Below are 22748 nucleotides of genomic sequence, written 5' to 3' on the forward strand. Positions count from 1 at the left end.
TCTGATTGCCTATTGGAAAATTACCCGACCAAGTGCACATTGGAGCTACTGCATAGCGATGTCTCACCACTGTGCCAGGCAACTGAATTGAACAGCTAGAGAACGCCATGTCCGACCACGATATTTTGAGCGACGCCGAGCGCGAGGCACTGAGTGCCGTCATGCACGAACCCGACCTGCCGCCGCAACGGGTGCTGATCGTCGACGACGATAAAGATGCCCGGGAAATGCTCCTGGAAATGCTGGCCATGGAGGGTATTCGTTGCCTGACGGCGTCCAGTGGCGAAGCCGCGCTCAAAATGCTGGAAGAAAAACCATCGATCGGACTGGTGATCACTGATCTGCGGATGGGCAATGTCGACGGGCTGGATCTGATCCGCCAGGTACGCGAGTCGGTGCGCGCGGCGTTGCCAATCATCATTGTCTCGGGCGACGCCGACGTGGAAGACGCCATCGCCGCGATGCATTTGAGCGTGGTGGACTTTCTGCTCAAGCCGATTGATGGCGATAAATTGCTGGAACTGGTCAAGCATGAGCTGGGGGTGGATTTGTAAGCCGCTAAAAGATCGCAGTAAACAAAAAAGCCCTGATCGCAAGATCAGGGCTTTTTCGTTTCCGGTGTTATCGCTTACTTAAAGGCCATTGGCAGCCTTGAACTCGCGACGACGACGGTGCAGCACCGGCTCGGTATAACCGTTCGGTTGCTTGGTGCCTTCAATCACCAGTTCGACCGCCGCCTGGAAGGCGATGTTGCTGTCGAAGTTTGGTGCCAGCGGACGATACAGCGAATCGCCAGCGTTCTGACGGTCAACCACCGGCGCCATGCGCTTGAGGCTTTCCATAACCTGTTCTTCTGTGACGATGCCGTGACGCAGCCAGTTGGCGATGTGCTGGCTGGAAATACGCAGCGTGGCACGGTCTTCCATCAGGCCGACATCATTGATGTCTGGCACTTTCGAACAGCCTACGCCTTGGTCGATCCAGCGCACCACGTAACCGAGAATGCCCTGGGAGTTGTTGTCCAGTTCGTTCTTGATCTGCTCGGCAGTCCACTGCGGGTTGACGGCCAGCGGGATGGTCAGGATGTCGTCCACCGAAGCGTGGGCACGTTTGGCCAGTTCGGCCTGACGGGCGAACACGTCAACCTTGTGGTAGTGCAGCGCGTGCAGGGCGGCGGCAGTCGGTGACGGCACCCAGGCGGTGTTGGCACCGGCCAGCGGGTGAGCGACTTTCTGTTCAAGCATGGCAGCCATCAGGTCTGGCATCGCCCACATGCCTTTACCGATCTGTGCACGACCTTGCAGGCCAGTGCTCAGGCCGATATCGACGTTGGAGTTCTCGTAGGCGCCGATCCATTTTTCCGCCTTCATGTCTGCCTTGCGCACCATCGGGCCGGCTTCCATGGAGGTGTGGATTTCATCGCCCGTGCGGTCGAGGAAACCGGTGTTGATGAACACTACACGCTCGCTGGCGGCCTTGATGCAGGCCTTGAGGTTGATCGTGGTACGACGCTCCTCGTCCATGATCCCGACTTTGAGGGTGTTGCGCGGCAGGCCCAGCACGTCTTCGATGCGACCGAACAGCTCGTTGGTGAACGCCGCTTCTTCCGGACCGTGCATCTTCGGCTTGACGATATAGATCGAGCCGGTGCGAGTGTTTTTGCGCGAGGTGTTGCCGTTCAGGTTGTGCATCGAGGCCAGGCAAGTGACCAGGCCATCGAGAATGCCTTCCGGCACTTCGTTACCGTCTTTATCGAGGATCGCATCGATGGTCATCAGGTGACCGACGTTGCGCACGAACAACAGCGAACGCCCGTGCAGGTTTACCGCGTTACCGTCGACACCGGTGTAAGTGCGATCGGCGTTCATGGTGCGGGTAAACGTTTTGCCACCCTTGGCGACTTCTTCCGACAGGTCGCCCTTCATCAGGCCGAGCCAGTTGCGGTAGATCACCACTTTGTCATCGGCATCAACAGCCGCGACCGAGTCTTCGCAGTCCATGATGGTGGTCAGTGCGGCTTCCATCAGGATGTCTTTGACGCCGGCCGCGTCGGTCTGGCCGACCGGGGTGCTGGCGTCGACCTGAATTTCGAAATGCAGGCCGTTGTTTTTCAGCAGGATCGCAGTCGGTGCAGTGGCATCGCCCTGGAAACCGATCAGCTGTGCATCGTTGCGCAGTCCGGTGTTGCTGCCGCCTTTGAGGGCGACCACCAGTTTGCCGTCGACGATCTTGTAGCCGGTGGAATCGACATGGGAACCGGCCGCCAATGGTGCCGCTTCGTCAAGGAAGGCGCGGGCGAAGGCGATGACCTTGTCACCACGAACCTTGTTGTAGCCTTTGCCTTTTTCCGCGCCATCGGCTTCGCTGATGGCATCGGTGCCGTAGAGCGCGTCATACAGCGAACCCCAGCGGGCGTTCGAGGCATTGAGAGCGAAACGGGCGTTCATTACCGGCACCACCAGTTGTGGTCCGGCCATGCGGGCGATTTCTTCGTCGACGTTTTGCGTCGTGGCCTGGAAATCGGCCGCTTCTGGCAGCAGATAACCTATTTCTTGCAGGAAGGCTTTGTAGGCCACGGCGTCATGCGCCTGACCGGCCCTGGATCGGTGCCAGCCATCGATACGAGCCTGAAAATCATCGCGTTTGGCGAGTAGGGCTTTGTTCTTCGGCGCCAGGTCATGAATGACCTTGTCGGCACCGGCCCAGAACTTGTCGGCGGTGAGGCCGGTACCGGGAATGGCTTCGTTGTTCACGAAGTCGAACAGGACTTTGGCGACCTGCAGGCCACCGACTTGAACGTGTTCAGTCATTGCTTGCCTCACTCTGCTCAGCTATTTCGCTTTTCAGCTCTTCAATTTAACAATGAAGCCTTGGGCCATTTAAACCACAAACCCGTCTACCAGTACATGCCAATCACGGGCGGCTGGGTTGGGACCAATCAACGGCTTGGGGCCTTGCTGACAGGGCTTTCAGGGTTGCAAACGTGCCTGCGGCAGACATCGATCCAACGTTATGTAGTGCGCGCTGCGGCATACTACATGATGAATTGCGGTTGTGAAAATCAGACTAATTACGTCGTTCTGCGACCCCATGACGCATTGCGGTCACAGCGCGGAACAGGATGTTCTCAAAAAACTACTGGATTGTTCCAGTTAAATATAAAAAGTTGTACACGATTTGTTGGCTGGCATTAGCTCGGCGGTGTGTCGGATCGCCAGCAAGCCGGCTCCTACGGGGGGCTGGCAATTTTTTTAGGAGCTGGCTTGCCAGCGATGGCGTCAGCCGATTCAGCGCAGAAACAACCCTTGCCTATACTTGGTTTTCTATAACAAAAGTCATGACCAGAGGGCTGCGCCATGGACCACCTCGTACTCACTGTAATCGCACCGGACAAGCCAGGGCAGGTCGAGCGCATTGCCCAGTGTATTGCCGAGCACGGCGGCAACTGGCTGGAAAGCCGCATGTCGCGCATGGCCGGGCAGTTCGCCGGGATTCTGCGGGTAGGCGTACCCGCAGAGGCCTACGATGAGTTGGTCGATGCCCTGCAAGCCTTGTCTGCCCACGGCATTCGCGTGCTGATTGCCGAAAGCGGCATTGAACAATCCTGCACCTGGAAGCCGATCGCCATGGAACTGGTGGGCAACGACCGTCCGGGGATCGTGCGCGACATCACGCGCTTGTTGAGCGAGCAGGGGGTGAACCTGGAGCGGCTCGTGACCGATGTTCGCCCGGCGCCGATGAGCAGCGAGCCGTTGTTTCACGCCGAGGCGCTGCTCGCCGTTCCACTGACGTTGTCCCTGGACGTGTTGCAGTCACGCCTGGAAACCCTGGCAGACGATCTGATGGTGGAATTGGTGCTGCGCAGCGAGCCCTGAGAGGTTATCCAAGTTAAACGTGCACCTGCCTGTGGATAACCTGTAGAGACACCCCGCCAGCCCACGCCGGCCGGGGTTCTTCAGGTTTTGATCAAAAAACCAGCAGTTTCAGGGACTTGCGCACAAACGCCGGGGATCACGCTGTGGATAACCTTGGGAAGGAACGTTGCAGGCCACGTGAAACGTGGCTTGCAGAGGTTTGTGTGTTTTTTGATCAGCCACGGCGGCGCAAGCTTACCCACGCGTCGATGCTGTAAACCGCCAGGCCCGCCCAGATAAAAATGAACGCCAGCAGCGTGCTGGATGACAAGTGTTCGCCAAACAGCAGCACGGCTTGCAACAGCACCAGCGTCGGCGCCAGGTACTGTAGAAACCCGAGGGTTGTGTAGGGCAAATGCCGCGCAGCGGCGTTGAAACAGACCAGCGGCACCAGCGTGACAGGTCCGGCAGCGACCAGCCACCAGGCTTCGGAGGTGGACCAGAATTCGGCCTGGGCACTGCTAGCGGTCGGGTTGAACAGCAACCAGGCGACGGCAATCGGTACCAGCATCCAGGTTTCCACGACCAGGCCGGGCAGTGCCTTGACCGGTGCCTGCTTGCGAATCAGGCCGTAGAACCCGAAGGTCAGCGCCAGCACCAGCGACACCCAAGGCAGGCTGCCGACTTGCCAGACCTGCTGCGCCACACCGACTGCCGCGAGGCCGACGGCAACCCACTGCATGCGCCGCAGGCGTTCACCGAGGATCAGCATGCCCAGCAGGACGTTCACCAGTGGGTTGATGTAGTAGCCGAGGCTGGCATCGAGCATGCGTCCGTTGTTCACCGCCCAGACATAGGTCAGCCAGTTGGCCGCGATCAACGTGCCGCTCAGGGCCAGGATCGCCAGTCGTCGTGGGTTGTCCCGCAACTCGCGCCACCAGCCCGGGTGCTTCCAGACCATCAGCAGCAAGGCGCCAAACAGCGCCGACCACAGCACGCGATGAACGATGATCTCCACGGCGGGAACGCTGGCAATGGCTTTGAAATAGAGTGGGAAAAGTCCCCAGATGATGTAGGCACTCAGGCCCAGAATATACCCGCGACGCGGGTTGGCGGCTTGCATGCAGAATCCTTGCTTAGGCAGCTAACAAAGAAGGGATTGTAAGGAGATTTGTCTGCGAATGTCTTACTGCAATAGTCAGGAAATTGTGAACAGCAAACCCCTGTAGGAGCGAGCAGGCTCGCGATGAACTCAAAGACGGCGCGGGGTATCAGGTTCCCCGCGTTATCGTTGACCACCATCGCGAGCCTGCTCGCTCCTACAGGGGAACTGTTCAGAACAGTTTCAATGGTTCTTCGTTGAGTGCCGCTAGCTGCTCACGCAATGCCAACACCTGATCGCCCCAATACCGTTCCGTGCCAAACCACGGAAAACTGCGGGGAAATGCCGGGTCGTCCCAGCGGCGGGCCAGCCAGGCGCTGTAGTGCATCAGCCGCAGGGCGCGCAGTGGTTCGATCAGGGCCAGTTCCCGTGGATCGAAGTCGTGGAATTCGTTGTATCCGTCCATCAACTCCGACAGCTGCCCCAGGCAGTCCTGGCGATCACCGGCGAGCATCATCCAGATGTCCTGCACCGCCGGGCCCATGCGGCAGTCATCGAGATCGACGATGTGGAACATTTCGTCACGACACATCATGTTGCCCGGGTGGCAATCACCGTGCATGCGGATGTTCTGGTGCGGTGTATTGCTGTAGGCATCTTCCACACGCTTGAGCAGGTCGCGGGCCACTGATTCGTAGGCCGGTAGCAGGCTGCGGGGAATGAAATTGCCTTCGAGCAAGGTCGCCAGCGAATCATGGCCGAAGTTTTTCACGGCCAGCGCTTCACGGTGCTCAAAGGGCTTGGTGGCGCCAACGGCGTGCAGGCGACCGAGCAATTGTCCCAGACGATACAACTGGTCGAGGTTGCCGGGCTCGGGTGCCCGGCCGCCTCGACGCGGGAATAAGGTGAAACGGAAGCCGTTATGTTCGTGCAGGGTTTCACCGTTGTGAATCATCGGCGCAACGACGGGCACCTCGACCTCGGCGAGCTCGAAGGTGAACTGATGCTCTTCCATAATCGCTTCGTTGGTCCAGCGTTGCGGCCGGTAGAACTTGGCGATCAGCGGCTCGGCGTCTTCGATGCCGACCTGGTAGACGCGGTTCTCGTAGCTGTTGAGCGCGAGAATGCGCGCGTCGCTGAGAAAGCCGATGCTTTCGACGGCATCGAGCACGAGGTCTGGCGTGAGAGTTTCAAACGGGTGGGCCATGCTGACTCCTGCGCGCAGCAGGCTGCTGCGTCCGGCCAGGCATGGTAGCGCAGACGGGCTGCTTTAGGGGCTGGGCTTGAGATATGTGGTGTCTGGGCTGACGCCATCGCGAGCAGGCTCGCACACAGGTGATCGGTGTTGTGCCGAAGTTTGCATGCACACAGACGATCCAATGTGGGAGCGAGCCTGCTCGCGATGAGGGCCGATCAGGCGCCGACGATCCCGCCATCTTCGCGAGTAATTGCAATCACCGAAGAGCGCGGCTTGCCATTCGGCAAGTGCTCAGGGAAGGTCGAACCACCGTTTTCCCCGGGATGCTGAATCCCGACAAACAAGGTTTTCTGGTCCGCAGAAAAGCTGATCCCGGTCACTTCACACCCCACGGGCCCGACCATGAAGCGACGAATCTCGCCGGTCACCGGGTCGGCACAGAGCATCTGGTTATTGCCCATGCCGGCAAAGTCCCCGGCATTGCTCGAATCGCCATCGGTCTGGATCCACAGCCGCCCGGCCTTGTCGAAGCCCAATCCGTCCGGGCTATTGAACATGTTCTGTGGCGTGATGTTCGACGAACCAGCCTTAGGTGTCCCGGTATGCACACCCGGGTTGCCGGCGACCACAAACAGATCCCAGGCAAAGGTTTTCGAGGCGTGATCATCGCGGTCGGTGCGCCAGCGCAGAATCTGCCCATAGACGTTTTTCTCCCGCGGGTTCGGCCCGCCCACCGGCTGGCCGTCTTCCCCACGCTTCGCATTGTTGGTGAGGGTGCAGTAAACCTGACCATCCTTGGGGCTGACCACGATCCATTCCGGACGGTCCATGCGCGTGGCTTTCACTACGCTGGCCGCGAGCCGCGCGTGAATCAGCACTTGGGCCTGGTCGGCAAAGCCGCTGCTGGCGTCGATACCGTTTTTGCCGTGGGTCAGTTCGATCCACTCGCCCTGGCCCTTGGGGTGATCGGCATTGCCGTCGCCAGCGTCGAAACGCGCCACGTACAGGGTGCCGTGGTCCAGCAGGTCGCGGTTGGCCTTGGGGTTCTTGTGGTCGATCCTGTCGCGGCTGACGAACTTGTAGATGAACTCGCCGCGCTCATCGTCGCCCATGTACACCACGGCATGACCGTCGCCGGTCTCGGCCAGGGCGGCGTTTTCATGTTTGAAACGGCCCAGGGCCGTGCGCTTGACCGGGGTCGATTGCGGATCGAACGGGTCGATTTCCACCACCCAGCCATGACGGTTCAGTTCGTTGGGATTCTTCGCCATGTCGAATCGTTCGTCGTGCTGGTGCCAGTTGATCTCTTTGCTGGTGACCACCACTGCGTAGCGTTTCTGCGCGGCGTCGAATTTCTGCTCGGCATTGCTGCTGCCGAAGCAGTCGGTGAAGTTCTCCTCGCAGGTCAGGTATGTGCCCCACGGTGTCTTGCCGTTGGCGCAGTTCTGGAAGGTGCCGAGAACGTTCTTGCCCTGTGGGTCGGCGCTGGTTTTCAGCAGCTCATGACCGGCAGCAGGACCGCTCAGGCTGATCGGCGCATTGCCATGAATCCGGCGGTTGTAGCGTGAGCCCTGGACGAAGTGCCATTGGCCGTCCTTGCGCTGCACCTCGATCACCGACACACCTTCGCAGGCCAGCGCTTTGCGCACTTCTTCGGCCGATTGCGGCATGCCGCCGTGGGGGTAGAGGTATCGGTAGTTGGTGTATTCGTTGTTGATGGCCATCAGCGCCCGGTCGTTTTCACCGGGAAACTCGAACAGGCTCATGCCGTCGTTGTTGTCACCGAACTGCAGTTCCTGGTGTTCGGCGCTGCCGTTGCCGCTCGGGTCGAAGGCCGGACCGTCCTTGTGCAGCGGCTGGCCCCAACTGATCAATACCGAAGACTTGTAACCCGGCGGCAGGGTGATGGTGTCGCTGGTGGCGGCGGCAATACTTTCAAATCCCAACAACTGGCTGTTGCCGGCGCTGACACTGGCGGCCAGTACGCTGCGGCTCAGCAGGTTGCCACCGAGGAACATCGCGGCACCGCAAAGGGCCCCCGCGCTGATGAAGCCGCGACGGCTGAGACCGACCATGTTTTCGAGGTCGGTGGCTTGGTTTTCTTCTAATAGGCTCATTTCAGGCTCCCTGCGGTCAGAGCAGTCACCTTAATGATCGAGGATGAAAGTTTTGTTGCAGTAGTGTTTACAGCGGCGTGCCCAGCAAAACCATGGAGGGTGAAAACTCCACACGCACCGGTTTGCCGATGCCAAGCCCCTGAGTTTCAAGATGCTCTGGCTCAGCCAGGGCACAGAGTGTCAGGCCACCGGGCAGGGTGATGCGCACTTCGCTGGGGCCATCTTCGGCATCGAGTATTTTCTCGATGATTCCTCTCAAGCAGTTGCTTGCGCAGGTTTCGCGGGTGTCGAGCGCCAGTACGTCGAGCCAGCCGGCCTTGATCAAGGCCACGACTTCGGTACCGATCTGCAATTCCAGGCGTTCGGTACTGTCGTGAGTGATCTGGGCATTGATGATCAAGCCCTCGGCGATTTGCAGGCGAATCAGATCGTTACGCCCATGGGAATCGATCGCCACGACCTTGCCATGTAACTGATTGCGCGCACTGGTTCGCAGCATCAAGCGTCCCAGCAGATCGAGGTCGCTCGCGTCTTCAGCCGCTTCCAGTACCTGGGCCTGCAGCGCTTGCAGTTTCTGATACAAGCGCAACACGCGCTCACCCTCGCTGGACAGCTTCGCCCCGCCACCGCCCTTGCCGCCGACCACCCGTTCCACCAATGGTTTCTGCGCCAGGTTGTTCAGCTCATCAATGGCATCCCAGGCTGCCTTGTAACTCAGGCCGGCGCTTTTTGCGGCGCGGGTGATCGAGCCCTGTTCGGCAATGTGCTGCAGCAGGGCAATGCGCTGCGGGCGGCGGACAATGTGCTGGGACAACAAGGTAGGCAAGGACATGGCAAAACGCTTTGGCTGTGGCGATGGGGGGACGTTGGCGGCTCAGGGCGCGGGAGTCAAGTCAGGGCGACTCGCCAGGCTTGGGGGTACGAGCCAGGCAATAGACATCGACCCGCGCCGCGCCAGCATCCACCAACAGACGAGCCAGCGCTTGTGTCGTGGCGCCGGTAGTCAGCACGTCGTCGACCAGGGCCAGGTGTTTGCCTTTGACGGTGGCGTTGGCTGCCAGGGCGAAAGCGTTGCGCAGGTTTTTATGCCGGGCATCGGCATTCAGTTCCTGTTGTGCGTCGGTGTCCTGTGTTCGCAAGAGCAGCTGTTCGTCACAAGCAAGGTCGAGACCGGCGCCGAGCCACCGAGCCAGCATCGCAGCCTGGTTGAAACCCCGTTGGCGCAGGCGCCGCTTGGCCAGAGGCACGGGCACCAATGCGTCGGGGCGGTCCAGGCCATTATCGAAGTTATGCTGCACCGATTGCGCGAGCAGTTCGGCGAGCAGACGGCCGAAGGGCCATTTCGCACTGTGCTTGAAACGAGTGATCAGGCTGTCGATCGGAAAGTTGTAGGTCCAGGGTGCAATAACTCGTTCGAAAGCTGGCGGATGCTTCAGGCATTGACCGCAGTACAAGCCTGCGCCAGGCAGGGGCAGGGCACAGGTCTGGCACTGATCGCCGAGCCAAGGCAATTCTGTTTCGCAGGCCGTGCAGATAGGGATGATGTCGTCGGCGGGCTCATCGCAGAGTAAACAGGATTGTTTGTTTTTTAACCAGATGTAAACCGGTCCATCGTATCGTGGTTGACAGCGCATCACTCTTCCTTAAATATGCCGAAACATTTGTGAAGCAACTGCGGGTCTCCATGACCCAGTCGCCTGCCAAGCATAATTCAAAGGAAACACCCATGAGCGCCAGCACCACTGCAACCCTGCGTCATGACTGGTCTTTGGCCGAAGTCAAAGCACTCTTCGTTCAACCGTTCAATGACCTGTTGTTCCAGGCGCAGACGGTGCACCGCGCACATTTCGACGCCAACCGCGTCCAGGTGTCGACCCTTCTGTCGATCAAGACCGGCGCCTGCCCGGAAGATTGCAAATATTGTCCGCAGTCCGGTCACTACAACACCGGTCTGGAAAAAGAGAAGCTGATGGAAGTGCAGAAGGTCCTCGAAGAGGCTGCGCGCGCCAAGGCCATCGGTTCCACCCGTTTCTGCATGGGCGCAGCGTGGAAACACCCTTCGGCCAAAGACATGCCGTACGTGTTGAAGATGGTCGAGGGCGTAAAAGCCCTTGGTCTGGAAACCTGCATGACCCTCGGTCGCCTCGATCAGGAGCAGACCGAAGCCCTGGCACAGGCCGGCCTTGACTACTACAACCACAACCTCGATACCTCGCCGGAGTTCTACGGCAGCATCATCACTACCCGCACCTACAGCGAGCGCCTGCAAACCCTGGCCTATGTGCGTGATTCGGGGATGAAGATCTGCTCCGGCGGTATCCTCGGCATGGGCGAGTCTCTCGACGACCGCGCCAATCTGCTGATCCAGTTGGCCAACCTGCCGGAGCACCCGGAGTCGGTACCGATCAACATGCTGGTGAAAGTCGCCGGCACGCCGCTGGAAAATGCCGACGATGTCGATCCGTTCGATTTCATCCGCATGCTCGCCGTTGCCCGGATCCTGATGCCAAAATCCCACGTGCGTCTGTCCGCCGGCCGCGAAGCCATGAATGAGCAGATGCAGGCCCTGGCGTTCTTCGCCGGCGCCAACTCGATTTTCTACGGGGAAAAACTGCTGACCACCGCCAACCCGCAGGCCGACAAGGACATGCAACTGTTCTCGCGCCTGGGAATCCTGCCGGAAGCCCGCGAAGAGCATGCCGACGAAGTGCATCAGGCAGCGATCGAACAGGCGCTGGTGGAGCACAAGAACAGCGAGCAGTTCTACAACGCGGCTGTTTGAAGCTTCTGATGATACCGCTGATGGAATGCATCCCTCCTGTGGGAGCGGGCTTGCTCGCGAAGACGGACTGACATCCAGCAACGATGTCGACTGGCCTGACGCTTTCGCGAGCAAGCCCGCTCCCACCGGGAGGGGCGTGTTCTGATTTATGTGAATTGATCCACGAGGCCTGCATGTCTTTCGATCTCGCCGCACGCCTTGCTGCCCGCCGTGCCGAAAACCTCTATCGCCAGCGCCCCCTGCTCGAAAGCCCGCAAGGGCCGCAAGTGGTGGTCGATGGTCAATCCTTGCTGGCGTTCTGTAATAACGACTACCTGGGCCTGGCCAATCACCCGCAAGTGATCGAAGCCTGGCGCGCCGGCGCTTCGAAATGGGGTGTGGGCGGCGGCGCTTCGCATCTGGTCATCGGTCATAGCGGCCCGCATCACGCCCTGGAAGAAGCCTTGGCCGACCTGACCGGTCGCCCGCGTGCCCTGCTGTTCACCACCGGCTACATGGCCAACCTCGGGGCGGTGACGGCGCTGGTGGGGCAGGGAGATACGGTGCTCGAAGACCGGCTCAATCATGCCTCGTTGCTGGACGCCGGGTTGTTGTCCGGTGCGCGGTTCAACCGTTATCTGCACAACGACGCCACCAGCCTGGCCAAGCGCCTGGAGAAAGCCACCGGCAATACGCTGGTGGTCACCGATGGCGTGTTCAGCATGGACGGCGACCTCGCCGATTTGCCGGCGCTGGCTCGGGAAACCAAGGCCAAAGGCGCATGGCTGATGGTCGACGATGCCCACGGTTTTGGTCCGCTGGGTGCCACCGGTGGCGGCAGCGTCGAGCATTTCGGCCTGAGCCAGGAAGACGTGCCGGTCCTGGTCGGCACACTCGGCAAGGCGTTCGGTACGGCGGGGGCTTTTGTAGCGGGCAGCGACGAGTTGATAGAGAGCCTGATCCAGTTCGCCCGGCCCTACATCTACACCACCAGCCAGCCACCGGCACTGGCCTGTGCGACGCTGAAAAGTCTGGAACTGCTGCGTAGCGAACACTGGCGGCGCGAGCATTTGCAGACGCTGATCCGCCAGTTCCGCCGGGGTGCCGAACAGATTGGCCTGGAGCTCATGGACAGCTTCACGCCGATTCAGCCGATCATGATCGGCGACGCCGGTCGTGCGGTGCGCTTGTCGCAAATGCTGCGCGAGCGAGGCTTGATGGTCACGGCGATTCGTCCGCCCACCGTGCCCGCTGGCAGCGCACGCCTGCGGGTCACCCTGACCGCAGCCCACAGCGAGGCGCAGGTACAGCTATTGTTAGAAGGATTGGCCGACTGTTTCCAACAACTTGATCCGGAGCCGGGCCATGCGTGATCGACTGATTCTACTGCCCGGCTGGGGCCTCGGCGTTTCGCCGCTGGAACCCTTGGCCGCCGCGTTGCAAGGCCTGGATGAACGCCTGCGGGTGGAGATCGAGCCGTTGCCGGAGTTGGAGTCTAGCGATCTTGAAGAATGGCTCGATGAACTCGACTCCAATTTGCCTCAGGATGCCTGGCTCGGCGGCTGGTCTCTGGGCGGTATGCTCGCGTCCGCGCTCGCAGCCCGTCGCGGCGATCGCTGCTGTGGTTTGCTGACGCTGGCCAGTAACGCCGCATTTGTCGCCAGTGACCAATGGCCGAGCGCAATGGCTGGCGAAACCTTCGATGCGTTTCTTGCCGGTTGTGCGGCCGATTCGCGACTGACGCTCAAGCGCTTTTCACTGCTCTGCGCCCAAGGCGCCGAAGATCCCCGCGGCTTGTCGCGGCTATTGCTCGGCGGGGCGCCCCATACCACGGCCGCCGTGTTGCTGAGCGGCCTGGAGCTGCTCGCACAACTGGACACACGCCAGGCCTTGCAGGCTTTTCGCGGCCCGCAACTGCATTTGTTCGCCGGCGTCGATGCACTGGTGCCGGCCGAAGCGGCAAGCGATCTGCTGGCGTTGTTGCCAGACGTTGAAATCGGTCTGATCGAACAGGCCAGCCACGCATTTCTTCTGGAAGACCCCCACGGTGTGGCGGGGGCTATCCAGGCCTTTTTGCACGAGTGCGGCGATGACTGATCTGTCCCTTTCCCATCAGCCCGGTGGCTTGCCCGACAAGCGTCAGGTAGCGGCTTCGTTTTCCCGCGCGGCGGTGAGCTATGACAGCGTCGCCCAATTGCAGCGTGACGTAGGCAGCCAGTTGTTGAGTCGTTTGCCGGAGGATTTTTTTCCGCGACGCTGGCTGGACCTGGGCTGCGGCACCGGTCATTTCAGCCGTGCCCTGGGTTCGCGTTTTTCTACCGGTCACGGGGTGGCACTGGACATTGCCGAGGGCATGCTCAACCACGCCAGGCCATTAGGCGGCGCAGCGGATTTCATTGCCGGTGATGCCGAGTGTTTGCCGTTGCAGGATTCGACTTGCGATTTGATCTACTCCAGCCTGGCGGTGCAGTGGTGCGAAGATTTCGCGTCGGTGCTCAGCGAGGCTCATCGGGTACTCAAACCGGGGGGGATTTTCGCGTTTGCTAGTCTATGCGTAGGCACATTGTGTGAGTTGCGTGATAGTTGGAGTAAGGTCGATGGCATGGTGCACGTCAACCGCTTCCGCGAGTTCGCTGTTTATCAACAGCTGTGTGCGGACAGTGGCTTGCGGGCGATCAGCCTGCAGACCCGTCCACATGTATTGCATTACCCGGATGTGCGCAGCCTGACCCATGAGCTCAAGGCGCTGGGAGCACATAATCTGAATCCTGGTCGGCCGGGTGGTCTGACCGGCAGGGCGCGGATTTTGGGTTTGGTTGAAGCGTATGAGCAGTTTCGTCAGGCCCATGGACTGCCGGCGACTTATCAAGTGGTGTACGCCGTACTGGAGAAGCCCTTATGAGCGCAGCCTATTTCATTACCGGTACGGACACCGATGTCGGTAAAACCACCGTAGCTGCAGGTCTGTTACATGCCGCGCGTTCGGCGGGCATGAGCACGGCAGCGGGCAAACCGGTTGCTTCCGGCTGCGACGTGACGCCCAAGGGCTTGCGTAACTCCGACGCCCTGGCGCTTTTAGCCGAGTGCTCGCTACCGCTGACTTATGCACAGGTCAATCCGTTGGCGTTCGAACCGGCCATTGCCCCGCATCTGGCGGCGCGCGAGGCCGGCGTGGCACTGACGGTGCAGTCATTGTTGGTACCGATGCGGCAGATTCTCGACATGCAGGCGGATTTCACCTTGATCGAAGGTGCCGGCGGCTGGCGTGTGCCGCTGGCGGATCAGGACAATGTATCCGACCTGGCCATAGCCCTGGATCTGCCGGTGATTCTGGTGGTCGGAGTGCGACTGGGGTGTATCAATCATGCCTTGCTGACTGCCGAGGCGATTGCCCGGGACGGTCTGCAATTGGCGGGTTGGGTGGCCAATATCATCGATCCGAAGACCTCGCGCCTGGAAGAAAACCTCGCGACGCTTGCCGAACGGATTCCGGCACCGTGCCTGGGCCGGGTGCCGAAACTCAAGACAGTCTCGGCCGAAGCGGTGGCCGAGCACTTGCAACTGGATCTGCTGGACTAGCTTTTGCCTATGACAAGGCATAGTGCCATTAGTGTTTTTGACGGGTGTTTTGCAAGCGGCTCTGCTTCAATGGTCACTGTTGATCCTTCACCAGGACGAACTCTCCCATGGAAATCTCAGGTAACAGCGCTTTTTATGCCGGTCTGAGCACTCTTCAGGCAGGCCAGAATCGTGTCGATCAAGCTGCCGGGCAGATCGCCAGTCATTCAATCGAACGCTCGGTCAGCAGCCAGTCCTCTGAGGCCCAGATCGATCGCCTGCAGTCGGTCGATCGCAGCCAGCGGTCGGACCTGACCAGTAATCTGGTGGAAATGGACCAGGGCCAATCCCAGGTCGAGCTGGGCGCCAGAGTCGCCAAGGCGTCCGATGAAGTGCTTGGAACCTTGATCGATACTTTCGCCTGACGCTTCACTGAACCCGCGCCCCTGAAACGCCGCGTTTGTTCGCGGCGTTTTTCTGCGTAAGTCGTTCTTCCTCAACTAATCTTTTCTACACGGCAGATAGCGATGCAAGGCGCCTGCCGCGTTGTTGCGTGCCTGGCTGAGTGGATATCGTGACCAGCGGCAAAAGAACGACGCTTGACAAGATTTCGGCGTAAACGTATGTTTCAAACAACTGTTTGATCGTAGCGACAAATCGCCGCGGTCGTTCATCCCCGGTTACATCAGCAGAGGTTTTTCGCTATGCCTGACTACAAGGCCCCCTTGCGTGATATTCGCTTCGTTCGTGACGAACTGCTCGGTTACGAAGCGCACTATCAGAGCCTTCCGGCTTGCGCAGACGCAACTCCGGACATGGTTGACGCCATTCTCGAAGAAGGCGCCAAGTTTTGTGAGCAGGTGCTGGCTCCGCTGAACCGCGTGGGTGACACTGAAGGCTGCACCTGGAGCGAGTCCGGCGTTAAGACGCCGACCGGTTTCAAAGAGGCCTACAAGCAATTCGTTGAAGGCGGCTGGCCAAGCCTGGCCCACGACGTAGAACACGGCGGCCAAGGCTTGCCGGAGTCCCTGGGTCTGGCAGTCAGCGAAATGGTTGGCGAGTCCAACTGGTCGTGGGGCATGTACCCAGGCCTGTCGCACGGCGCGATGAACACCATCTCCGAGCACGGCACCCCGCAACAGCAAGACGCTTACCTGACCAAACTGGTTTCCGGCGAATGGACCGGCACCATGTGCCTGACCGAACCGCACTGCGGCACCGACCTGGGCATGCTGCGTACCAAGGCCGAACCTCAGGCTGACGGTTCCTACAAAGTTTCCGGCACCAAGATCTTCATCTCGGCCGGTGAACACGACATGGCCGACAACATCGTCCACATCGTACTGGCCCGCCTGCCGGATGCACCGGCCGGCACCAAAGGCATTTCCCTGTTCATCGTTCCGAAATTCATGCCCAACGCTGATGGTTCGATCGGTGAGCGTAACGCGGTGTCCTGTGGTTCCCTGGAACACAAGATGGGCATCCACGGCAACGCCACTTGCGTGATGAACTTCGACGCGGCCACCGGTTTCCTGATTGGCCCGGCGAACAAAGGCCTGAACTGCATGTTCACCTTCATGAACACCGCACGTCTGGGTACCGCACTGCAAGGTCTGGCCCACGCCGAGATCGGCTTCCAGGGCGGCTTGAAATACGCTCGTGATCGCCTGCAGATGCGCTCGCTGACTGGCCCGAAAGCGCCGGACAAAGCCGCTGACCCGATCATCGTGCACCCTGATGTACGTCGCATGCTGTTGACCATGAAGGCATTCGCCGAAGGCAACCGCGCGATGGTGTACTTCACCGCCAAACAGGTCGACATCGTCAAGTACGGCGTGGACGAAGAAGAGAAGAAGAAAGCCGACGCTCTGTTGGCGTTCATGACTCCGATCGCCAAAGCCTTCATGACCGAAGTCGGTTTCGAATCGGCCAACCACGGCGTGCAGATCTACGGCGGCCACGGCTTCATCGCCGAGTGGGGCATGGAGCAGAACGTTCGCGACAGCCGCATTTCGATGCTGTACGAAGGCACCACCGGTATCCAGGCACTCGACCTGTTGGGCCGTAAAGTGCTGATGACTCAAGGCGAGGCGTTGAAAGGCTTCACCAAGATCGTCCACAAGTTCTGCCAGACCAACGAAGGCAACGAAGCCGTTCAGGAATTCGTCGCGCCGCTGGCTGCACTGAACAAAGAGTGGGGCGAGCTGACCATGAAGGTCGGTATGGCCGCCATGAAAGACCGCGAAGAAGTCGGCGCGGCTTCCGTGGACTACCTGATGTACTCCGGTTACGCCTGCCTGGCCTACTTCTGGGCTGACATGGCGCGCCTGGCTGCGGAAAAACTGGCTGCCGGCACTTCCGAAGAGGCGTTCTACACCGCCAAGCTGCAGACTGCGCGCTTCTACTTCCAGCGCATCCTGCCGCGTACCCGCACTCACGTTGCAACCATGCTGTCGGGCGCCAACAACCTGATGGACATGAAAGAAGAGAACTTCGACCTGGGCTACTAAGTCCCGGCGAGGTTGTACAGGAAACCGCTGGTCCTTCGGGGTCAGCGGTTTTTTTGTATGCGAAAGCCTAGAACCAGCCCTCGCTGGTGTCTCGCCCTTGCATGACGGGCGCCCCGCTTGTCGGCAGTGAGGCTTTTTTTTTGCAAATACCGCAGTATTTCACTCAGTAACTTGAGGGTTCTGCCGTTACAGTAGTTGGCACATTGCCATCTATTGAATCGACGGGTCGGAGCTTTACCCTTGCCACGTTCTTCCGCTGTACGTTTCAGTCATTTCCTGCCGTCACTGCTGCTGTTACTGGCGGGGCTCGCGGCTGCGTACATCAAGGACCTGAACGTCTTCTTCACTTCACTGTTCAACGTGCTGCCAACCCTTGTGCTGCTGCTCGGCGGCGCCTACTGCGCGGTTTACCGACGTCAGCGTGAGTTGTTTCTGATGGCCACGGTGTACATCGCCTACTTTCTGCTCGACACCCAGACCGACTATTACCGCGACAACGGCAAGGTTCGCGACGACGCCGCCGTGGTCTTTCATTTGTGTTGTCTGCTGCTGCCGTTGATGTTTGGCGTGTTCGCGGCATGGCAGGAACGCACCCATCTGTTTCAGGATATGGTGGCGCGCTTTGCGGTGTTGCTGGCTGTCGGCAGCGTTGCGCTGGGCCTTGAGCAAAGTTACCCGCATGCGCTGTTGATCTGGCTGTCGGAGATTCGCTGGCCGGCGTTGCACGGTGCATGGATGAGCCTGATTCAGCTGTCTTACCCGGTATTCATTGCCGCTTTTCTGCTGCTGACCTACCAGTACTGGCGTAACCCGAGGCCGCTGCATGCCGCGCAACTGGTGGGCTTGCTCGGGCTGTTCTGGATGTTGCCGAAAACCTTCATCCTGCCGTTTACCCTGAACATCATGTGCAGCCAGGTGATGCTGATGATCGCTGCGGCCGTGGCCCACGAGGCCTATCAGATGGCATTTCGCGACGAGCTGACCGGGCTGCCGGGTCGTCGGGCGCTGAATGAGCGTATGCAGCGGCTGGGACGCAACTATGTGCTGGCCATGAGCGACGTCGACCATTTCAAGAAATTCAACGACACCCACGGCCACGACGTCGGCGATCAGGTGCTGCGCCTGGTCGCCAGCAAACTGTCGAAAATCGGCGGCGGCGGGAAGGCGTATCGCTATGGCGGCGAGGAATTTGCACTGGTGTTTGCTGGCAAGACCCTCGAAGAGTGTATGCCGCACCTGGAAGTGATCCGGGAATCCATCGCTACCTACAACATCCAGTTGCGTAATCAGGACAACCGTCCCCAGGATGATAGTCAGGGGCGCCAGCGTCGCTCCGGTTCGGGTGCTTCGAGCGTGTCGGTAACGGTCAGTATCGGCGTAGCCGAACGGATCGATCAGCGCACCCCGGAAGAGGTGCTCAAGTCCGCAGACCAGGCCCTCTACAGTGCCAAGGGCGCCGGGCGTAACTGTGTGATGGCGTTCGGTCAGAACCGCCGTGGCGCGGTGCGCATGGACGCCGCTACGGTTCAGTGATGATGGCGCATTCAGGGTCTGCACTGTGATTGTCGGGTGTGGCCGCCGGCAGTAGGTTGATTCAATCTGCTGACGGAGAAATGACCATGCCTGAGTACAAAGCTCCCTTGCGCGACATGCGCTTTCTGATCGACCACGTCTTCGATTTTCATGGCAACTATGCGGCGCTGGGGGCTACCGACGCCAGCCCGGACATGGTCAATGCGATCCTGGAAGAAGGGGCGAAATTCTGCGAAAACGTCCTGTCGCCACTCAACCGCAGCGGCGACGAAGAGGGCTGCCATTTCGACAAGGGCGTGGTCACGACGCCTGCAGGTTTCAAGCAGGCGTTCGCCCAATACGTCGAGGGCGGCTGGCATGGCCTGGCGGCGGATCCGGCCTACGGTGGCCAGGGCTTGCCGAGCTCCCTGGGCCTGGTCATCAGCGAGATGGTCGGTTCGAGCAACACCTCCTGGGGCATGTACCCGGGCCTGACCCATGGTGCGATGTCGGCGATCCATGCCCACGGCACCGAGGAACAGAAACAGACCTATTTGAACAAGCTCACCGCCGGCCAATGGACCGGCACCATGTGCCTGACCGAAGCCCATTGCGGCACTGATCTGGGCATCATCAAGAGCCGTGCCGTACCTGCGGCCGATGGCAGTTACGCGATCTACGGCAGCAAGATTTTCATCTCCGCCGGCGAGCACGACCTGAGTGACAACATCATTCACCTGGTGCTGGCGAAACTGCCGGACGCTCCGGCCGGGACCAAGGGCATTTCGCTGTTCATCGTGCCGAAGTTCCTGCCTGATGCCGGGGGAGAGGCGGGCGAGCGCAATGGTGTTTCCTGCGGCTCGATCGAACATAAAATGGGTATCAAGGCCTCCGCCACCTGCGTGCTCAACTTCGACGGTGCCAAGGGCTTCCTGATCGGTGAACCGAACAAGGGCCTGAACTGCATGTTCACCATGATGAACCACGCCCGGCTGGGTACCGGCATGCAGGGCCTTTGTTTGGGCGAGGCGAGTTTCCAGGGCGCGATCAAGTATGCCAACGAGCGCTTGCAGATGCGTTCGCTGACGGGCGCGAAAGCCCCGGAAAAAGCGGCCGACCCGATCATCGTGCATCCCGATGTGCGGCGCATGCTGCTGACCATGAAGGCCTTCAATGAAGGCAACCGCGCGTTGACTTACTTCACCGCGCAACTGCTGGACGTGGCGCACCGAAGCCCCGATGAAACGGCGCGTCAGGATGCTGAAGACCTGCTGGCGTTCCTCACGCCGATCTGCAAGGCCTTCATGACCGACACGGGCCTGGAGGTGACCAACCACGGCATGCAGGTGTTTGGTGGCCATGGCTTCATCCGTGAATGGGGCATGGAGCAGCTGGTTCGAGACTGCCGGATCGCGCCGATCTACGAAGGTACCAACGGCATTCAGGCGCTCGACCTGCTTGGGCGCAAAGTCCTCGGCAGCCAGGGCAAACTGTTGCGCGGCTTTACCAGAATCGTCCATAAGTTCTGCCTGGCCAACGCCGCCCATCCGCAGCTGGCCAGCTATGTGGCGCAGCTCGATGAGTTGAATCGGCAGTGGGGTGAGTTGACTGGCAAAGTCGGCATGGCCGCCATGAAAAACCCTGACGAAGTCGGTGCCGCGTCGGTGGATTACCTGATGTACAGCGGTTACATCATCCTCGGCTATCTGTGGCTGCGCATGGCACTGGTGGCTCAGGCCCAACTCGATGCCGGCAGCGGCGAAGCCGATTTCTGCCGGGGCAAACTGGCGACCAGCGAGTTTTACTTCAAGCGACTGCTGCCGCGCACCGCCGCTCATCGGGCGGCAATCGAGGCGGGTAGTGATTGTCTGATGCAGCTGCCGGCGGAGTTATTTGCGCTGTAACGATGCCATCTGTCCGGTACTTGTAGGAGCGAGCATGCTCGCGAAGAACCAGAGAACGCCGCGGGAATTTTGAATGCCCGCGTTATCGTTACGACCCTCGCGAGCATGCTCGCTCCTACAATTGTCTGCGTTGTTGGAAACCCGCGATGCAGCAGGTTTTTTTATGACCTGATAGTCAGTGACCAATCATTACAAATTGGTCACGGGCTGACCCTATGTGTCTGAAAAGTTGTTGGGTTACACTCGGACCCAACGCAAAAAACAACTCCTGTGAATCACCTGTTTAGATCTTGTGAGGTTTGCCATGGCTGACTACAAAGCGCCCCTGCGCGATATGCGCTTCGTCCTCAATGAAGTTTTCGAGGTCGCCAAACTCTGGGCCCAGTTGCCTGCTCTGGCCGAGACTGTCGATGCAGAAACTGTCGAAGCCATTCTCGAAGAAGCCGGCAAGGTCACCAGCAAAAGCATCGCGCCCCTGAGCCGTGGGGCTGACGAAGAAGGTTGCCATTGGGCGGACGGTGCGGTCACCACGCCGGCAGGTTTCCCACAGGCCTATCAGACCTATGCTGAAGGCGGCTGGGTGGGTGTGGGTGGCGATCCGGAGTTCGGTGGCATGGGCATGCCCAAGGCTGTTTCGGCCCAGGTCGAAGAGATGGTCAACTCCGCCAGCCTGTCGTTCGGTTTGTACCCGATGCTGACCGCCGGTGCCTGTCTGTCGATCAACGCTCACGCCAGTGAAGAACTGAAAGCGGCCTATCTGCCGAACATGTACGCCGGTGTCTGGGCCGGTTCCATGTGCCTGACCGAACCGCACGCCGGTACCGACCTGGGCATCATCCGCACCAAGGCCGAGCCTCAGGCCGACGGATCCTACAAAGTCAGCGGCACCAAGATCTTCATCACCGGTGGCGAACACGACCTGACCGAAAACATCATCCACCTGGTACTGGCCAAGTTGCCGGACGCACCGGCGGGTCCGAAAGGTATCTCGCTGTTCCTGGTGCCCAAGTTCATGGTCAATGCCGATGGCAGCCTGGGCGCACGCAACCCGGCGAACTGCGGCTCTATTGAACACAAGATGGGCATCCAGGCGTCCGCGACCTGCGTGATGAACTTCGACGAAGCCGTGGGTTACCTGGTCGGCGAGCCGAACAAGGGCCTGGCGGCCATGTTCACCATGATGAACTACGAGCGTCTGGGCGTCGGTATCCAGGGCCTGGCCACTGGCGAACGTTCCTACCAGAACGCTGTGGAATACGCCCGTGATCGTCTGCAAAGCCGTTCGCCGACCGGCGCGCAGAACAAAGACAAGGTGGCAGACCCGATCATCGTCCACCCGGACGTGCGTCGCATGCTGTTGACCATGAAAGCCTCGAACGAAGGCGGTCGTGCTTTTTCCACCTATGTGGCGATGCAACTGGACACCGCCAAGTTCAGCGAAGACGCCACGACCCGCAAGCGCGCGGAAGATCTGGTTGCGCTGCTGACCCCGGTAGCCAAGGCATTCCTGACCGACCTCGGTCTGGAAACCACCGTTCATGGCCAGCAGGTTTTCGGCGGCCATGGTTACATCCGTGAGTGGGGCCAGGAGCAGCTGGTGCGCGATGTGCGCATTACCCAGATCTACGAAGGCACCAACGGCATTCAGGCGCTGGACCTGGTCGGGCGCAAGATCGTCGGCACCGGTGGCGCGTTCTACAACCTGTTCGCGGACGAAATCCGTCACTTCACATCGACCGCCAGTGCGGACCTCGCGGAGTTCACCAAGCCGCTGAACGACGCAGTGACCACCCTCGACGAACTGACCGCCTGGCTGCTGGACCGAGTGAAAAACAACCCGAATGAAATCGGCGCGGCGTCGGTCGAGTATCTGCAGGTATTCGGTTACGTGTCGTACGCCTACATGTGGGCACTGATGGCCAAGGCCGCCATCGGCAAAGAAGCCGAGGACGATTTCTACGCCAGCAAAATGGGCACGGCACGCTTCTATTTCGCCCGTCTGCTGCCGCGCATTCATTCGTTGAGTGCATCGGTGAAGGCCGGTAGCGAGTCCCTGTTCCTGCTGGATGCAGGACAATTCTGATGTTGTAACGGCATGTAAGCATTCTCTTACATGCCGTGCTGCTGTTCTCCCATAGAAGCAAATTGGATCCAGGGCTAATCTACTTGCCATGGACGTAGCGCAGGAAGCGCAAAGCAACAACACGGACACGTAGGATTCTGCCAGGACGG

Annotated in this window: 18 protein-coding genes; 12 read left to right on the forward strand and 6 right to left on the reverse strand. The window is 59.9% G+C overall.

What is annotated here, in order from left to right; genetic code table 11:
- Window positions 1–107: 107 nt before the first annotated feature.
- Window positions 108–554: a response regulator gene (locus KW839_RS05910; RefSeq protein WP_060542310.1), complete on the forward strand. Its 447-nt coding sequence runs from the start codon at window positions 108–110 to the stop codon at window positions 552–554.
- 78 nt (window positions 555–632) lie between these two features.
- Here the strand turns inward: KW839_RS05910 and KW839_RS05915 are convergent, their stop codons facing one another.
- On the reverse strand, window positions 633–2810 hold the full coding sequence (locus KW839_RS05915) for a malate synthase G (protein WP_060542309.1): 2178 nt from the start codon (window positions 2808–2810) through the stop codon (window positions 633–635).
- Window positions 2811–3356: 546 nt separating this feature from the next.
- Here KW839_RS05915 and KW839_RS05920 point away from each other — a divergent pair.
- The gene (locus KW839_RS05920) at window positions 3357–3875 is read left to right on the forward strand and encodes a glycine cleavage system protein R (RefSeq protein WP_060542308.1); all 519 of its coding nucleotides are present in this window, start codon (window positions 3357–3359) and stop codon (window positions 3873–3875) included.
- Between the two features lie 214 nt (window positions 3876–4089).
- Here KW839_RS05920 and rarD read toward each other — a convergent pair whose 3' ends face one another.
- The 5 genes from rarD to KW839_RS05945 form a co-directional block, all read right to left on the reverse strand.
- Window positions 4090–4977, reverse strand: coding sequence for an EamA family transporter RarD (gene rarD / locus KW839_RS05925; RefSeq protein ID WP_218423698.1), 888 nt, complete (start codon window positions 4975–4977; stop codon window positions 4090–4092).
- A gap of 211 nt (window positions 4978–5188) precedes the next feature.
- Window positions 5189–6163: a serine/threonine protein kinase gene (locus KW839_RS05930; protein WP_218423699.1), complete on the reverse strand. Its 975-nt coding sequence runs from the start codon at window positions 6161–6163 to the stop codon at window positions 5189–5191.
- A gap of 206 nt (window positions 6164–6369) precedes the next feature.
- Complete coding sequence (locus tag KW839_RS05935) at window positions 6370–8271, reverse strand: PhoX family phosphatase (protein ID WP_218423700.1); 1902 nt, start codon at window positions 8269–8271, stop codon at window positions 6370–6372.
- Window positions 8272–8338: 67 nt separating this feature from the next.
- Window positions 8339–9103 (reverse strand): TOBE domain-containing protein, encoded by a 765-nt coding sequence (locus KW839_RS05940; RefSeq protein ID WP_218423701.1) that lies wholly within the window; start codon window positions 9101–9103, stop codon window positions 8339–8341.
- A 61-nt stretch (window positions 9104–9164) separates the two neighbouring features.
- Window positions 9165–9905: a ComF family protein gene (locus tag KW839_RS05945; protein WP_060541675.1), complete on the reverse strand. Its 741-nt coding sequence runs from the start codon at window positions 9903–9905 to the stop codon at window positions 9165–9167.
- A 92-nt stretch (window positions 9906–9997) separates the two neighbouring features.
- Between KW839_RS05945 and bioB the strand changes: the two genes are divergently transcribed.
- The 10 genes from bioB (at window position 9998) to KW839_RS05995 (ending at window position 22599) form a co-directional block, all read left to right on the forward strand.
- Entirely contained in the window at window positions 9998–11053 is a 1056-nt protein-coding gene (gene bioB / locus KW839_RS05950; protein ID WP_060541674.1) for a biotin synthase BioB, read from the forward strand.
- 173 nt (window positions 11054–11226) lie between these two features.
- Window positions 11227–12405, forward strand: coding sequence for an 8-amino-7-oxononanoate synthase (gene bioF, locus KW839_RS05955; protein WP_060541673.1), 1179 nt, complete (start codon window positions 11227–11229; stop codon window positions 12403–12405).
- Window positions 12398–13129 (forward strand): alpha/beta fold hydrolase, encoded by a 732-nt coding sequence (locus KW839_RS05960; RefSeq protein ID WP_060541672.1) that lies wholly within the window; start codon window positions 12398–12400, stop codon window positions 13127–13129. Before bioF ends, KW839_RS05960 begins: the two co-directional genes overlap by 8 nt.
- A complete protein-coding gene (bioC, locus tag KW839_RS05965) occupies window positions 13122–13934 on the forward strand; it encodes a malonyl-ACP O-methyltransferase BioC (protein WP_060541671.1) in 813 nt (270 codons plus the stop codon). The genes KW839_RS05960 and bioC overlap by 8 nt, the downstream gene beginning before the upstream one ends.
- Window positions 13931–14611 carry a dethiobiotin synthase gene (gene bioD / locus KW839_RS05970; RefSeq protein ID WP_060541670.1) on the forward strand — a complete coding sequence of 227 codons (681 nt, stop codon included), beginning with the start codon at window positions 13931–13933 and terminating at the stop codon, window positions 14609–14611. The genes bioC and bioD overlap by 4 nt, the downstream gene beginning before the upstream one ends.
- A 107-nt stretch (window positions 14612–14718) precedes the next feature.
- Window positions 14719–15015 (forward strand): hypothetical protein, encoded by a 297-nt coding sequence (locus tag KW839_RS05975; protein WP_060541669.1) that lies wholly within the window; start codon window positions 14719–14721, stop codon window positions 15013–15015.
- Between the two features lie 279 nt (window positions 15016–15294).
- Window positions 15295–17100, forward strand: coding sequence for a phenylacyl-CoA dehydrogenase (locus KW839_RS05980; protein WP_218423702.1), 1806 nt, complete (start codon window positions 15295–15297; stop codon window positions 17098–17100).
- Between the two features lie 240 nt (window positions 17101–17340).
- Window positions 17341–18633 (forward strand): GGDEF domain-containing protein, encoded by a 1293-nt coding sequence (locus tag KW839_RS05985; RefSeq protein WP_060541667.1) that lies wholly within the window; start codon window positions 17341–17343, stop codon window positions 18631–18633.
- An 86-nt stretch (window positions 18634–18719) separates the two neighbouring features.
- On the forward strand, window positions 18720–20516 hold the full coding sequence (locus tag KW839_RS05990; protein ID WP_060541666.1) for an acyl-CoA dehydrogenase C-terminal domain-containing protein: 1797 nt from the start codon (window positions 18720–18722) through the stop codon (window positions 20514–20516).
- Between the two features lie 304 nt (window positions 20517–20820).
- Window positions 20821–22599 carry an acyl-CoA dehydrogenase C-terminal domain-containing protein gene (locus KW839_RS05995; RefSeq protein ID WP_060541665.1) on the forward strand — a complete coding sequence of 593 codons (1779 nt, stop codon included), beginning with the start codon at window positions 20821–20823 and terminating at the stop codon, window positions 22597–22599.
- Window positions 22600–22748: the final 149 nt, after the last annotated feature.

It is taken from the genome of Pseudomonas sp. PDM31 (assembly GCF_019218965.1).
Taxonomy (GTDB): Bacteria; Pseudomonadota; Gammaproteobacteria; order Pseudomonadales; family Pseudomonadaceae; genus Aquipseudomonas.

What these genes read in the sequence shown, in the direction of transcription:
- KW839_RS05910 (WP_060542310.1), top strand. Translation starts at nt 108, where the DNA reads ATGTCCGACCACGATATTTTGAGCGACGCCGAGCGCGAGGCACTGAGT.
- KW839_RS05915 (WP_060542309.1), bottom strand. Translation starts at nt 2,810, where the DNA reads ATGACTGAACACGTTCAAGTCGGTGGCCTGCAGGTCGCCAAAGTCCTG.
- KW839_RS05920 (WP_060542308.1), top strand. Translation starts at nt 3,357, where the DNA reads ATGGACCACCTCGTACTCACTGTAATCGCACCGGACAAGCCAGGGCAG.
- rarD (WP_218423698.1), bottom strand. Translation starts at nt 4,977, where the DNA reads ATGCAAGCCGCCAACCCGCGTCGCGGGTATATTCTGGGCCTGAGTGCC.
- KW839_RS05930 (WP_218423699.1), bottom strand. Translation starts at nt 6,163, where the DNA reads ATGGCCCACCCGTTTGAAACTCTCACGCCAGACCTCGTGCTCGATGCC.
- KW839_RS05935 (WP_218423700.1), bottom strand. Translation starts at nt 8,271, where the DNA reads ATGAGCCTATTAGAAGAAAACCAAGCCACCGACCTCGAAAACATGGTC.
- KW839_RS05940 (WP_218423701.1), bottom strand. Translation starts at nt 9,103, where the DNA reads ATGTCCTTGCCTACCTTGTTGTCCCAGCACATTGTCCGCCGCCCGCAG.
- KW839_RS05945 (WP_060541675.1), bottom strand. Translation starts at nt 9,905, where the DNA reads ATGCGCTGTCAACCACGATACGATGGACCGGTTTACATCTGGTTAAAA.
- bioB (WP_060541674.1), top strand. Translation starts at nt 9,998, where the DNA reads ATGAGCGCCAGCACCACTGCAACCCTGCGTCATGACTGGTCTTTGGCC.
- bioF (WP_060541673.1), top strand. Translation starts at nt 11,227, where the DNA reads ATGTCTTTCGATCTCGCCGCACGCCTTGCTGCCCGCCGTGCCGAAAAC.
- KW839_RS05960 (WP_060541672.1), top strand. Translation starts at nt 12,398, where the DNA reads ATGCGTGATCGACTGATTCTACTGCCCGGCTGGGGCCTCGGCGTTTCG.
- bioC (WP_060541671.1), top strand. Translation starts at nt 13,122, where the DNA reads ATGACTGATCTGTCCCTTTCCCATCAGCCCGGTGGCTTGCCCGACAAG.
- bioD (WP_060541670.1), top strand. Translation starts at nt 13,931, where the DNA reads ATGAGCGCAGCCTATTTCATTACCGGTACGGACACCGATGTCGGTAAA.
- KW839_RS05975 (WP_060541669.1), top strand. Translation starts at nt 14,719, where the DNA reads ATGGAAATCTCAGGTAACAGCGCTTTTTATGCCGGTCTGAGCACTCTT.
- KW839_RS05980 (WP_218423702.1), top strand. Translation starts at nt 15,295, where the DNA reads ATGCCTGACTACAAGGCCCCCTTGCGTGATATTCGCTTCGTTCGTGAC.
- KW839_RS05990 (WP_060541666.1), top strand. Translation starts at nt 18,720, where the DNA reads ATGCCTGAGTACAAAGCTCCCTTGCGCGACATGCGCTTTCTGATCGAC.
- KW839_RS05995 (WP_060541665.1), top strand. Translation starts at nt 20,821, where the DNA reads ATGGCTGACTACAAAGCGCCCCTGCGCGATATGCGCTTCGTCCTCAAT.